The organism is Nocardioides sp. InS609-2 (assembly GCF_023208195.1).
GTDB lineage: Bacteria > Actinomycetota > Actinomycetes > Propionibacteriales > Nocardioidaceae > Nocardioides.
Window position 1 is genome coordinate 3,019,631 of the sequence record NZ_CP060034.1, and the last position, 12,774, is coordinate 3,032,404.

Annotated in this window: 15 protein-coding genes; 11 read left to right on the top strand and 4 right to left on the bottom strand. The window is 72.1% G+C overall.

Annotated elements, in window-relative coordinates:
- Positions 1 to 87: 87 nt before the first annotated feature.
- Positions 88 to 408, bottom strand: a complete 321-nt coding sequence (locus H4Q84_RS15655; protein WP_248580009.1) for a PepSY domain-containing protein — start codon at positions 406 to 408, stop codon at positions 88 to 90.
- Between the two features lie 115 nt (positions 409 to 523).
- Here H4Q84_RS15655 and H4Q84_RS15660 point away from each other — a divergent pair, with 115 nt between their 5' ends.
- Positions 524 to 1,201, top strand: coding sequence for a response regulator transcription factor (locus H4Q84_RS15660; protein WP_248580010.1), 678 nt, complete (start codon positions 524 to 526; stop codon positions 1,199 to 1,201).
- A gap of 1 nt (position 1,202) precedes the next feature.
- Complete coding sequence (locus H4Q84_RS15665) at positions 1,203 to 2,552, top strand: HAMP domain-containing sensor histidine kinase (protein WP_248580011.1); 1,350 nt, start codon at positions 1,203 to 1,205, stop codon at positions 2,550 to 2,552.
- Here the strand turns inward: H4Q84_RS15665 and H4Q84_RS15670 are convergent.
- Positions 2,542 to 4,716: an MMPL family transporter gene (locus H4Q84_RS15670; RefSeq protein ID WP_248580012.1), complete on the bottom strand. Its 2,175-nt coding sequence runs from the start codon at positions 4,714 to 4,716 to the stop codon at positions 2,542 to 2,544. The genes H4Q84_RS15665 and H4Q84_RS15670 overlap by 11 nt on opposite strands.
- A gap of 100 nt (positions 4,717 to 4,816) precedes the next feature.
- On the opposite strand from H4Q84_RS15670, the gene H4Q84_RS15675 reads away from it, so the two are divergent.
- Complete coding sequence (locus tag H4Q84_RS15675; RefSeq protein WP_248580013.1) at positions 4,817 to 5,584, top strand: WHG domain-containing protein; 768 nt, start codon at positions 4,817 to 4,819, stop codon at positions 5,582 to 5,584.
- A complete protein-coding gene (locus H4Q84_RS15680) occupies positions 5,581 to 6,492 on the top strand; it encodes a serine/threonine dehydratase (protein ID WP_248580014.1) in 912 nt (303 codons plus the stop codon). The genes H4Q84_RS15675 and H4Q84_RS15680 overlap by 4 nt, the downstream gene beginning before the upstream one ends.
- A 255-nt stretch (positions 6,493 to 6,747) precedes the next feature.
- Here H4Q84_RS15680 and H4Q84_RS15685 read toward each other — a convergent pair whose 3' ends face one another.
- A complete protein-coding gene (locus H4Q84_RS15685) occupies positions 6,748 to 7,566 on the bottom strand; it encodes an HAD family hydrolase (protein WP_248580015.1) in 819 nt (272 codons plus the stop codon).
- 153 nt (positions 7,567 to 7,719) lie between these two features.
- On the opposite strand from H4Q84_RS15685, the gene ssd reads away from it, so the two are divergent.
- The 7 genes from ssd (at position 7,720) to H4Q84_RS15720 (ending at position 12,453) form a co-directional block, all read left to right on the top strand.
- Positions 7,720 to 8,793, top strand: a complete 1,074-nt coding sequence (ssd, locus tag H4Q84_RS15690) for a septum site-determining protein Ssd (protein WP_248580016.1) — start codon at positions 7,720 to 7,722, stop codon at positions 8,791 to 8,793.
- On the top strand, positions 8,790 to 9,929 hold the full coding sequence (locus H4Q84_RS15695; protein ID WP_248580017.1) for a TadA family conjugal transfer-associated ATPase: 1,140 nt from the start codon (positions 8,790 to 8,792) through the stop codon (positions 9,927 to 9,929). The genes ssd and H4Q84_RS15695 overlap by 4 nt, the downstream gene beginning before the upstream one ends.
- Positions 9,926 to 10,705, top strand: a complete 780-nt coding sequence (locus H4Q84_RS15700; RefSeq protein WP_248580018.1) for a type II secretion system protein — start codon at positions 9,926 to 9,928, stop codon at positions 10,703 to 10,705. The genes H4Q84_RS15695 and H4Q84_RS15700 overlap by 4 nt, the downstream gene beginning before the upstream one ends.
- Positions 10,699 to 11,418, top strand: coding sequence for a type II secretion system F family protein (locus H4Q84_RS15705; protein WP_248580019.1), 720 nt, complete (start codon positions 10,699 to 10,701; stop codon positions 11,416 to 11,418). The genes H4Q84_RS15700 and H4Q84_RS15705 overlap by 7 nt, the downstream gene beginning before the upstream one ends.
- Positions 11,419 to 11,561: 143 nt before the next feature.
- Positions 11,562 to 11,753 carry a DUF4244 domain-containing protein gene (locus tag H4Q84_RS15710; RefSeq protein WP_248580020.1) on the top strand — a complete coding sequence of 64 codons (192 nt, stop codon included), beginning with the start codon at positions 11,562 to 11,564 and terminating at the stop codon, positions 11,751 to 11,753.
- 32 nt (positions 11,754 to 11,785) lie between these two features.
- Entirely contained in the window at positions 11,786 to 12,118 is a 333-nt protein-coding gene (locus H4Q84_RS15715; RefSeq protein WP_248580021.1) for a TadE family type IV pilus minor pilin, read from the top strand.
- Positions 12,115 to 12,453: an Rv3654c family TadE-like protein gene (locus H4Q84_RS15720; protein ID WP_248580022.1), complete on the top strand. Its 339-nt coding sequence runs from the start codon at positions 12,115 to 12,117 to the stop codon at positions 12,451 to 12,453. Before H4Q84_RS15715 ends, H4Q84_RS15720 begins: the two co-directional genes overlap by 4 nt.
- Positions 12,454 to 12,468: 15 nt before the next feature.
- Here the strand turns inward: H4Q84_RS15720 and H4Q84_RS15725 are convergent, their stop codons facing one another.
- Positions 12,469 to 12,768 (bottom strand): hypothetical protein, encoded by a 300-nt coding sequence (locus H4Q84_RS15725; RefSeq protein WP_248580023.1) that lies wholly within the window; start codon positions 12,766 to 12,768, stop codon positions 12,469 to 12,471.
- Positions 12,769 to 12,774 lie beyond the last annotated feature (6 nt).

The following is a 12,774-nucleotide window of genomic DNA, read 5'->3' on the forward strand; positions in this document are numbered from 1 at the left end:
GCATCGCTTCCGGGGCCTGCGGACGTGGCGACCGCCGCCGCCACTGTGATCGCGGCCAGAGCCGACCAAAGACCGGCACGGCTCATCTCACTCGCCCTGGTCTTCGCTGTCGCCCTCGATGACGACGACGTCGTACGCCGCGTCGAGACGTACATCGACGGTGCTGCCGTCGGTGCGGGTGACCTCGACCTCCCAGGTGGCGCCGTTCTCGGAGTCGCGCTCGACGCTGTTGGCCTTGCCACCGCCGGTGGCGTCGAGTGCTGCCGCGGTGGCGTCCTCGGCCTGCTGTGACGAGAAGTCCTGCGAGCCGGGCTCGGGGTCCTCGCCCCCGCTGCTGGCCATGGCCACCCCGCCGGTGACGCTGGCGGCCAGCACGATTCCGGTGGCGATGGCGATGCTCTTCTTCATGACGACTCCTTCAGATGGACCGGGTGGACCACCCCAGCGTGCGACGACGACGCTGAATCCCCGCTGAACGAGGCGGGTTCAGCGCGCGTTCAGACTTCCCGTGGGACCGTGGCGCATGCGCATCCTGGTCGTGGAGGACGACGCGGCAATGGCCGCTGCCGTCCGGCGCGGGCTGGAGGCGGAGGGCTACGCGGTCGACGTCGCAGCCGACGGGATCGAGGGTGAGTGGCTGGCCCAGGAGAACGCGTACGACGCGCTGGTCCTCGACGTGATGCTGCCGCGGCTGGCGGGCGACGAGCTCTGCGCGCGGCTCCGCAAGGCCGGAAACTGGGTGCCGATCCTGATGCTCACCGCGCGGTCGGGGGCGGCCGAGGAGGCGAGCGCTCTCGACGCCGGCGCCGACGACTTCCTGGCCAAGCCCTTCTCCTACCTCGTCCTGGTCGCCCGGCTCCGCGCGCTCGTACGACGCGGGGTCGTCGACCGGCCGACCGTCCTCGTGGCCGGCGACCTCCGGCTCGATCCGGCCGGGCACCAGGTGTGGCGCGGCGAGACCGAGGTGGCGCTGACCCCTCGGCAGTTCTCGCTGCTGGAGTTCCTGCTGCGGCGCGCCGGCGAGGTCGTGTCGAAGGCGACGATCCTCGAGCACGTGTGGGACTTCGCCTACGAAGGCGACCCCAACATCGTCGAGGTCTATGTCCGCCAGCTGCGACAGCGGCTCGACGACCCGTTCGACCGCCACAGCCTGCAGACGGTCCGGCTCGTCGGCTACCGGCTGGACCCCGACGGTGGCTGAGATGCGCAGCCGTTGGGGCACGGTCCGGGCGCGTACGACGCTGCTCGCCACCGCTGCGACGGCGCTGGCGCTCGTCGCCGGGTCGGTAGCTCTCGTGCTCACCCTCCAGTCGCAGCTGACCGGTCGCGACGACACGCTCGCCCAGAGCCGGGTACGTGACCTGATGACGGCCGCACGCGCGGGCGACCTGCCCACGTCGCTGGACGCCCTCGGCGGCGAAGGCGTGGGCCAGGTCATTGCCGCGGACGGCACCGTGCTGACGGCTTCGCCGAATGTCGAAGGCCGGCCGCCCCTCGTGCCTGTCGCGACCGGGGGGTCGCTGAAGGTGCGCTCGATCGATGGACCAGACGATGACGAGATCGAGCACTACCGGGTCTGGGTCGGTGCCGGACCCTCGCCCGACGGCGCGGTGACTGTGGTCGTCGGCACCAGTGCCGAGTCGGTGGCCGAGACGACGCGCACTCTGCGCGGCGCCCTGCTGGTCGGCGTACCGATCCTGGTCCTGCTGCTGGCCGCCGCGATCTGGGCCTTCGTCGGCCGGGCGCTGGGGCGGATCGACAAGATCACGACCGCGGTCGCCGGAATAGGTGAGTCCGAGCTGGGCCGCCGGGTGCCGGTGCCAGCCGCCGACGACGAGGTCCGCCGGCTGGCCGAGACCATGAACACGATGCTCGCCCGGCTCGAGGCCGCCAGCGCGCGGCAGCGCGACTTCGTGGCCGACGCCTCGCACGACCTCCAGAGTCCGCTGGCTGCCCTGCGGGCCCAGCTGGAGATCGCCCGGGCCCACCCCGAGCGGCCGGAGATGGCGGGCTTCGCGGCCGATCTCCTGGTCAGCACGTCCGAGATGGAGCAGCTGGTGGGTGACCTGCTCTACCTGGCAGTCGAGGACGGAGTACGTCGCCCGGCCGTCGTCCTCCTCGACCTCGATGACGTGGTGCTGGAGGAGGCCGTGCGGGTGCGTCCGGGCAGCCCGGTCCACATCGACACCGGGGGTGTCTCCGCCGCACCCGTTCGTGGAGATCCGGCGGCTCTGCGGCGCCTGGTGCGCAACCTGCTCGACAACGCCGTTCGACATGCCGTCGCCCGCGTGACGCTCACCTTGGCCGGTGGTGTCGACGAAGTGGTGCTCGACGTGGTCGACGACGGGCCAGGGGTAGCCACGGTCGACCGTGACCGGGTCTTCGACAGGTTCTACCGCGCGGACCCGGCGAGGGCGGGACACGCCGGCAGCGGCCTTGGCCTGGCCATCGCCGCCGAGATCGCGCAGCGCCACGGCGGCCGGCTCACGCTGGAGGACGACGCGCCCGGCGCGCACCTCCGATTGACGCTGCCGGGCCCCGTCACGACATGACGTCGTGCTGCTGACGGACCACCTCGACCGCGGCTGCCTCCTCCTCCCGGAAGCCGTGCCGGTCCCACCAGCGACGCATCGGCCCGGGTGCCCACCAGTTCCAGTCGCCGAGCAGCTTCATGGTGGCCGGCACCAGCAGGGCGCGGACCACGGTGGCGTCGAGGAGCAGGGCCACCAGCATGCCGACGCCGATCATCTTCATGAAGACGATGCCGGAGGTCCCGAACGCACCGATGACGACCGCCAGCAGGACCGCCGCGCTGGTGATGATCCGGCCGGTCTTCTGTACGCCGATGGCCACGGACAGGGTGTTGTCGTGGGTCCGGTCCCACTGCTCGCGCACGCGGGACAGCAGGAACACCTCGTAGTCCATGGAGAGCCCGAAGAGGATGGCCAGCATCAGGATCGGCTGGGTCGCGTCGAGGTAGCCGCTGGAGGTGAAGCCGAGGAGGTTCTCGAGGTGACCGTCGGCGAAGATCCAGGTGACGATGCCGAACGACGCCGTGATCGAGAGGCCGTTCATCAAGACGGCCTTGAAGGGCAGCACCACCGAACCGAACGCCAGGAACAGCAGCACCAGCATCACGCCGACCACGATCAGCCCCATCCAGGGCAGGTGGCTGCCGACCGAGTCGAGCAGGTCCACCGTGTCGGCGGTGAGACCGCCGACGAGCATCGACGTACCTTCCGCGTCGATCGCGCGCAGCTCCTTCACGATCTGCTGCGACGCCTCCGTCTGGCTGTTGCCCTCCCACGTGGCTCGCAGCAGGGTGGTGTCGCCGGCGCTCTCGACAGGGCGTACGTCGACCACGCCGGGCACCGCCTCCGCGGCGGCCACCACGTCCGCGACAGCGGCGTCGTCGGCGCCGGTGAGGAGCAGGTTCGCGCTCGATCGCTCGGCACCGAAGTCGTCGTTCAGCTTCTGTGCTGCCACATGCGCGGGAGCGTCGTCGGGCAGGACGCGGTAGTCGACGCTGCCCCACTTCACGCCCAGGAACGGCGAGGCGATGGCGAGGAGCGCGATCACGATCACCGAGAGGTAGACCACCGGGTGACGCATCACGCTGTGCGCCAGGGCCGCCCAGGCGCCGTGATCACTCTCGACCACGACGGCACGATGCCGACGCCATGGCAGCCGGCCGGCGTCGATGCGGCGGCCGAGCAGGCGCAGTACGGCGGGCAGCACCGTCAGCGCTGCCAGCATCGCGACCACGACGGCGGCGATGCCGCCGTACCCGAGGGAGCGCAGGAAGTTCTGGGGGAAGACCAGCAGGCTGGACATGGCGGCAGCGACGGTCAGCCCGGAGAACAGCACGGTGCGACCGGCAGTCTGCATGGTCGTCCTGATGGCCTTGCTCGACGCGAGCGGGTCGTCGAGGGGGAGCTTGGCCAGCTCCTCGCGGAAGCGGCTGATCACGAACAGTGCGTAGTCGATCGCCAGACCCATCCCGAGCAGGGTGATCACGTTGATCGAGAAGACCGAGACCTCGGTGGCGCCAGTGATCACCCGCACCACAGCGAGCGCTCCGACCACGGCGATGGCACCGACCAGGACCGGCATCAGGGCAGCGACGACACTGCCGAAGATCAGGAGGGACAAGATCAGCACGATGGGCAGCGACAGCGTCTCGGCCCGGGCCAGGTCTTCGGAGACGATCGTGTTGACGTCTCCGAACACCGCCCACGAGCCGGTGATGTCGGTCTCCACGCCGCCGCCGGCGATGAGGTCGGGGCGCAGCTCGGCGTAGTTGTCGGACATCTCGTCCTGGTTGTCGCCCGCCATCGAGATCAGGACCTGTACGGCGTGCCCGTCGCGACTGAGCATCGACGGGTCGCCGGCGGTCCAGTAGTCCGTCACCGAGACGGTCAGGTCGGCCGGCAGGCCGGCCAGCACGCTCTCCACCTCCCCACGGAAGGCCGGGTCGTCCGCGGTGAGGTCGTCGCTGGAGTAGATGGCGACGACGTCGACGGTGCGGTTGCCGAACGTCTCACGCTCCAGCGCCAGCTCCCGAGCGGCTTCGCTGCCGGGGTCGTCGAAGCCGCCGTCGGACAGCGAGTCGAAGACGCCGGCGCCGAACGCACCCGCGGCGAGGACGACGGCGACGCCGGCAAGCAGGACGAGTACGGCGCGTTCGGCGACGAAGGCGGCCCAGCGGTGCAGCATCGGAGCTCCTAGGAAGTGATTGGGTTTCACGATTGTTAACAGTGTTTAGAGTAAACGCTGTAAAGTAGCCTGTCGTCAACCCCGAAAGCGAAGGACTCCTGTGACTGCCGCACCCAGCACCCGACGCGACCGCCAGCGCCAGGCGACCCTCGACGAGATCGTGCTCGTGGCCCGCGACCTGCTGGCCGAGTCGCAGGACGTCTCCCTCCGGTCGGTCGCGCAGCGGATGGGACTCACCGCGCCGGCGCTGTACCGCTACGTCTCGTCGTACGACGAGCTGTTGCGGCTGGTGGCGATCGGGCTCGACACGCTGATGACCGAGGAGGTGCTGGTGCCGGCGCGCGACAGCCAGCCCGACGACGACCCGGCCGCGCAGATCACCTGCGCCACGATCGCGTTCCGTGAGTGGGCGCTGAGCCGCAAACAGGAGTTCGGTCTCGTCTTCGCCAACCTCGACGTGGTCTCCATCTGCTCGGACCCCGCCCTCAACTCGACCCTGCAGACCGCGGCCCCGTCCGGCATCCTGTTCACCGAGCTGCTCGGCCGCATCTGGGAGAAGTACCAGTTCCCGCTGCCCGACCTGGACTCCCTCGAGCCCGCGCTGGTCGAGGTGCTGCGCAACCCGGCGATGCCGGCCAAGATCGACGACATCCCCGACGAGCTGCGCGGCCTGGTCTGGGTGTTCACGCGCTCGTGGGCGGCGCTCTACGGCACGGTCACGCTCGAGGTCTTCGGCCACCTCGACCCCAGGATCATCGAGTCCGGGGTGCTTTTCCGGCAGATGTTCGAGGACCAGGCGGCGCTGCTGGGGCTCGGCGACGACCTGCCGCGGCTGCGTGACCTCATCGCGGAGCGGATGAGTGCGTGAGCGCATCCACCATCGGGCCAGCCGACATCGAGGCAGCGGCGGCCCGCATCGCTGGGCACGTCCGCCGCACTCCGGTGATCGAGGCGTCTGCGGGCGTCGTACTCAAGCTGGAGCTGTTGCAGCACGCCGGCTCGTTCAAGCCGCGCGGGGCGTTCAACACCGTGCTCTCACAACCCTCTCGACCGGAGCGGCTGGTGGCGGCGTCGGGCGGCAACCACGGCCTCGCGGTGGCGCACGTCGGCCACGCGCTGGGCATCCCGACCGACATCTTCGTGCCCGACATCGCCTCGCCCGTGAAGGTGGCGGCGATCCGGGGGCGGGGTGCCACCGTGCACCAGGGCGGCGCGAACTTCGCGGCGGCGTTCGAGGCATCGGCCGAGCTGGCCGCGGCGCCGGGCGTGCTCGCGATCCATGCGTACGACGGCCACCCGACCGTCGCCGGACAGGGCACCCTCGCGTGGGAGCTCGAGGATCAGGAGCCCGACCTCGACCTGGTCGTCGTCGCTGTCGGAGGCGGTGGGCTGCTGGGCGGCATCGCCGGGTGGTACGCCGCCCGGGTGCCGGTGGTGGCCGTCGAACCGTCCGCCTGCCCGGCGTTCCACGACGCCCTCGCCGCGGGCCAACCGGTGCCGGCAGCGGTCGGCGGGGTCGCTGCCGACTCGCTGGGCGCGTCGCAGGTGGGGGAGTGGGGCTTCGCGACCGCGGTGGCCGCCGGGGTGACCTCGGTGCTGGTGCCCGACGAGGCGATCGTGGCCGCCCGGCACGAGCTCTGGGCGTCGGTGCGGCTCGCGACGGAGCCCGCCGGCGCCGCGGCGTACGCAGCAGTCAGGTCGGGTGCGATCGACGTGAGCCGGCGGCGCGTGGGTGTCGTGGTGTGCGGCGGGAACGCGTCGCCGGCCGACCTGTGAGCATGCCGTCTCGACATGCGAACGGCACCCGGTCCACGGGGGGTCCGGGTGCCGCCGCTGCACGTGAATCGATGGCTACCAAGCGTGCAACGACTAACTGCTGTCCCGGGGATGTCCCGGTGACACGCGCCCTGTAGGAAGGGTAGATCGCCGCGTGGGTACCCGACTCACGTGCGGGTGTTTCTTTAGTTCTGCCTCAGTTGTACGCCGCTTCGGTAGCCCGAACAAGGGTTGACATTCGGGCCCGGTGCGGAGTTACGCGGAGTCCTTGCGGCGACGCGCCGAGGCCCAGAGGTAGCCGCCCATCGCCACCGCTCCGCCCACGGCGAGCGCGGCCAGTGCGGGCTTGGCGGGCGGCAGGGGCACCCGGGACCGCAGCGCCACCGGCTTGGTGAACACGAGCACCGGCCAGCCCTTCGAGCCGGCGATCCTGCGCAGCTCCTTGTCGGGGTTGACGGCGTGCGGATGGCCGACGGCCTCGAGCATGTGCACGTCGGTGACCGAGTCGCTGTAGCCGTAGCAGCGGCTCAGGTCGTAGCCACGCATGCCGGCGAGCTCGGTGATCGCGCGGGCCTTCTCCTCGGCGTACGCGTAGTAGGCGATGCCGCCGGTGTACTTGCCGTCCTCGATCTCCATCCGGGTCGCGACGACGTGGTCGGCGCCGAGCATCTCGCCGATCGGGCCGACGACCTCCGCGCCGCTGGTGGAGACGATGACGACGTCGCGGCCGGCCAGGTGGTGCTCCTCGATCAGGCTGACTGCCTCGTCGTACACCAGCGGGTCGACGATGTTGTGCAGGGTGTCGGCGACGATCTCGCGCACGGTGGCGACGTCCCAGCCGGCGCAGAGCTGCGACATGAACTGCCGCATCTTCTCCATCTGCTCGTGGTCGGCGCCGCCCACGAGATAGACGAACTGCGCGTACGCCGAACGAAGGACCGCGCGTCGGGAGATCAGGCCGCCGGCCTGGAAGGGCTTGCTGAATGCGAGGGTGCTCGACTTCGCGATGATCGTCTTGTCGAGGTCGAAGAACGCAGCTTCCCTGTGTGTGGTCACAAGGGGTAGGCCCGGCATGCCCTCATCGTAGGTTGCCGAGGGCGCTCGTTTGCGGGGTTTCGGAGGACCGCGCGAGCCGCAAACCGTCCACAGGAGGGGCGTTTCAGGCGTTATGCACAGGCCTCCTGCTGTCGCCCTCTTCGCGTCGGTGGGGCTGGGCAGGGTGTCGGCATGGACCTTCCGCGCACCGTCTCGCCGCTGTTCGTCACCGCCGATCCCGCACTGCTCGACGGCCTGCAACCGCTGGCCGCGGGGGCCGGGGTCGCCGCCGGGGTGGCACGCGACGTCGCGAGCGCGTTGCACGGTTGGTCGGCGGCCGCGCTCGTGCTGGTCGGCCCCGACCTGCTGGGCGAGCTGGCTGCAGTCGGGCCCGCGCGTCGAGACGGGGTGCACGTGGTGACTCTCGGTGACGCCTGGGCGTCGGACGGGCTGTTCAGGGACGCGGTGACGGTCGGCGCGACCAGCGTGGTCGAGCTGCCGCTCGCGGCAGGGTGGCTGGCCGACGAGCTGGCCGACGTGTCCGACCCACTCGCCGGCCGTGGCGTGGTGATCGGGGTTTTCGGCGGCTCCGGAGGTGCTGGCGCGACCACGCTGGCGTGCGCGCTGGGGCAGGCGGCCGGGCGTGCCGGGCCGGCGCTCGTCGTCGACGCCGACGCGTGTGGCCCTGGTGTCGACCGGGTGCTGGGCCTCGACGACCTCGAAGGCATCCGGTGGAGCGATCTACAGGCGAGCGCCGGGCGGCTGAGCTCTTCCTCGTTGCGTGACGCGGTCCCACGAAGGGGTGGTGTGGGCGCGCTGACCTGGTCGGCCGGGGACGCGGGTTCGTTGCAGGCGCCGGCCGTGCGGGAGGCCATCGCCGCCGGCCAGCGCGGCCATCGGGTCGTCGTGGTGGACCTGCCGCGTCTGCCCACGGCCTGGACCGACGAGGTGGTCAGCCGGTGCGACCTGGTGCTGGTGGTGGTCCGGCCGTCCCTGGCCGGGGTGGCCAGCGCCGCCCGGCTGGTCTCCGCACAGCCGGGCGGGGTGCGCGCCGGCCTGGTGCTGCGCCGGGTGGCTCGTGCCATCCCGGCGACCGAAGTGAGTGCCGCGATGGGGCTGCCGGTGCTGGCCGAGATGGCCGACCAGCGTGGTGTCGACGAGTCGGTCGAGCTCGGCCTCGGCCCGCTGCGGTCGTCGCGCGGGCCGTTGTTCCGCGCCGCGGCCGAGCTGCTGGCCGAGGCACTCGATCCGGGGCTGGCGGCATGAACGACGTCGAGCTGGTGCGCGACCACCTGGCCCGGGAGCCCGGCGAGCTGACACCCCACCGCGTCGCCGCGGCCCTGCGTGCGGCCGGGCGGCCGGTGGGCGACATCACCGTGCGGTCCGTGCACGAGACGCTGCGGCGCGAGCTGCTCGGTGCCGGGCCACTCGAGCCGTTGCTCCGCGACGACGACGTCACCGACGTACTCGTCAACGGAGCTGATGCGGTCTACGTCGACCGTGGCGAGGGCCTCGAGCTCTCCACCGTGCGCTTTCCGGCAGAGTCCGACGTACGACGCCTGGCCCAACGGCTCGCGGCCTCGGGTGGTCGTCGCCTCGACGACGCGAGTCCGTGCTGCGACGTGCGGCTGGCCGACGGCACGCGGTTCCACGCCGTGCTCTCTCCGCTGGCCCGACCGGGCACCCTGATCTCCCTACGGGTGCCGCGGGTGCGGCCGTTCACGCTCGACGAGCTGGTCGCCTCCGGGTCGGTCACCGACATCGGGGCCCGCCTGCTGCGCGACGTCATCGCAAGGCGACTTGCGTTCCTGGTCAGCGGCGGGACGGGCTCGGGCAAGACCACGATGCTGGCCACGCTGCTCGCGTTGGTGCCCGCGGCCGAGCGGCTGGTCCTCGTCGAGGACGCCAGCGAGCTGCGACCCGACCATCCGCACGTCGTGGCCCTCGAGTCCCGGCCGCCCAACGTCGAGGGCGCCGGTGGCATCGACCTGCGGTTGCTCGTGCGTCAGGCCCTGCGGATGCGGCCCGACCGGCTGGTGGTGGGTGAGGTGCGCGGTGGTGAGGTCGTGGAGCTCTTGGCCGCCCTCAACACCGGCCACGAAGGCGGTTGCGGCACCCTTCACGCCAATGCCGCGACGCTGGTGCCCGCCCGGGTCGAGGCCCTGGCGCTCGCTGCGGGTCTCGGCCGGGCGGCTGCGCACAGCCAGTTCGCCTCGGCCGTCGACATCGTGCTGCACGTGGCCCGCGGGCCGGACGGCCGGCGTCGGCTCGCCCAGCTGGCGATGCCGCGGGTGCGTGACGACGGCTTCGTGACGATGGTCCCGGTGGCCGACTTCCCGGCGACCGGAGGCCCGCGCTGGGGCGCCGGGGCCGACCTGCTCGCCGACCGGCTGGCCGCATGACCGGCTGGGCAGGCGTGCTGCCGGCGGCGGTGCTGGCCGGTCTGGCTGCCGCGCTATGCCTGCGTCCGGCCTCCTCGACGAGCCGACGCCCGGCGGTCGCGGTGGCTCTGGTGATGTTGGTGTGGGCGGTCGGCTCGCTCAGTCCCGACCCGCGGCACCTGCTGGTGCTGGTCGTGACGTCGGCTGCTCTGAGTGGCGGGGTCCTTCTCGTCCGCCGCCGCCGCCAACGGCTCGCGGCACGACGACGCGCTGGCCAGCTGCTCGAAGCCTGTGGCGTGCTGGCGTCCGAGCTGACCGCCGGTCAGCCACCCGGCGCCGCGCTCCACCGCGCCCAGCGCGTCTGGCCCGGGCTCGCGCCCGTGCTCCGCAGCCATGACCTGGGTGCCGACGTGCCCGACGCGTGGCGGTTCGTGTCCCGAAAGGCTGGCGCCCACGACGCACTCCTCGTGGCCGCCGCCTGGCAGGTGTCGCACCGCTCCGGCGTGGGGCTGGGCGACGCACTGGGCCGGGTGGCGGCCGGGCTACGGGCCAGCGGGGCGACCCGCCGGGTCGTCGAGTCCGAGCTCGCCTCCGCGCGGGCCACGGCCCGGCTGTTGGCTGCCCTGCCGGTGCTCGCGCTGCTCGTAGGTGGAGGCGCGGTGCCCGGTTCATCGCCTTGGGGCTTCCTGCTCGGCACCCCGATCGGCCTCGCCTGCCTCGGCGTCGGCCTGGGGCTGGGCTTCGCCGGGCTCTGGTGGATCGAGTCCATCGCCGACGACGTGGAGCGTCGATGCTGACCGTGCTCGTGGCCCTGCTGGCCGGCGGCGCTTGTGCGCTGTGGCCGAGACCGGCCAGAGCCTTCCCGGAGGCGGTGGCCACACCCTTGGCCGCGTCCGCGTCGCGGGGCCTCGGTCTGCGGTCTCTCTGGTCGGCGTGCGCCGGTCTGGGGGCCTGGACGTTCCTCGGCGGACCGGCCGGGATCGTGGGTGGTGTCGGGTGTGCGGTCGCCGCATGGGTCGTGCTCTCTCGCGCCGAGCCGGCCGTCGTACGCCGTCGGCGAGAGCTTGCCCAGCGTCAGCTGCCCCACCTCGTCGGCCTGCTCGTCGGGCCGCTGCGTGCAGGTGCCGCCACCGAAGATGCCATCGCGATCGTCTGCGCCGCGATGCCCGGGCCGGCGGCCGACCGGTTCGACGACGTACGCCGTCGTCTCCGCTGGGGCACCGACCCCGTCGCCGTGTGGGACGAGCTGGCCACAGATCCCGAGCTCGGCCTCCTGGGGCGCACCCTGGCGAGAGCCCACGGGTCCGGGGCGTCTGTCAGCGAGGCCATCGAGTCGCTGGCCGACGAGCTGGCCCGGTCCGGCCGTGCCGACGCCGAGGACCGCGCCCGGCAGGTGGGCGTGAGAGCCGCTGTGCCGCTCGGCCTGTGCCTGCTCCCGGCCTTCCTGCTGCTAGGCATCGTGCCGCTCGTGGCCGGGCTGCTGGCATCCATCGGGGCACCCGGTGGGTGACCCGGACCGGCCGCTCGACGTCCACAGGTGGGCCGAATCCGGGTGTTTCCACACGCGGCGCCTCGAGGCCCGACGCGTGTCGGTTCACCGAGGAAGGGTCATTGCGACGGCCGCACCGGGCGGCCGCGCGAGAGGAGTCACCGATGCAGTTGACGCGACAGACGAGCACCCGCACCAGCGACGAGCGGGGCATCACCACAGCGGAGTACGCCGTCGGCACGGCCGCCGGAGCCGGATTGGCCGGGGTGCTCTACAAGCTGGTCACCGGCGGCTTCGGCGACCAGATGCTCCGCTCCCTGTTCGACCACGTCTTCCACCTGCTGGGCTTGGGGTGACGAAGGCTCGTGCGCGGGGCGAGCGGGGTGCGGTGACCGCCGAGCTGGCCATGGGGCTGCCGCTCCTTCTCGCTATCACGGTCGGGCTCGCCTGGCTGCTGGGCGTCGGCACCGCCCAGGTCAGGGCGGTCGACGCCGCGCGCGAGTCCGCCCGGGCCATCGCCCGAGGCGACACCGAGGCCGATGCGGTCGCCGTCGGTCGTGCCGTCGCGCCGGCCAGCGCGCGGATCTCGGTCGCCCGCGAAGCCGGTCGGGTCGTCGTCCGGGTGCGAGCAACGGTGTCGGGTCCGGGTGGGCTGTTCGATGCCTTCCCCGACGCCGAGGTCAGCGCCGAAGCCGTCGCCCTGGTCGAGGAGGATTCGTGAGGCGCGACGAGCGGGGCGCGGCCAGCTTGCTCGTGGTGACGTTCTCCGGCGTCCTGGTCCTGGTGGCGCTGGCCCTGACTGCGGTGGCCGGCATGGTCGGCGCGCATCGGGTGGCCCAGTCGGCGGCCGACCTGGCCGCCCTGGCCGGGGCGGGAGCCGTGGCTCGCGGCGACGACGGCTGCACGCAGGCGGGTGCGCTGGCCAGTGCCAACGGCGCCACGCTCACCTCGTGCCGGGTCGAGGGAGACGACGTCTGGGTGGAGGTGCGGGTCCGCGGTCCCGACTGGCGCGGATCGGGCCGCGACTTCACCGCCGCGGCCAGGGCCGGCCCGTGAGCCGAGCCGGGTGGCTCAGACCGTGCGGCCGTCGGAGTCGTTGTCGGCCTTGCGCTCTGCCTCCACCTTGTCGAGCTTGGTGGAGAGCTCGTTGAGCTTCTTGCGCTCGCGGCGGTGCTCGAGGCCGCGCCTGGTGCCCCACTTGAGGATCGAGTAGCCCCACAGGATCGCGGCTCCGGCCGCGACGCCGACCAGGAAGATCGACAGTGAGCTCATGTCGATGCCCAGGAGTTCCGCGGTGCCTTCGCTGACGAAGACCGCCGAAAGGATGGCGACCGCGCCAAGAATGATGAGGAGCAGACCGAGGATGACCATGTGCGC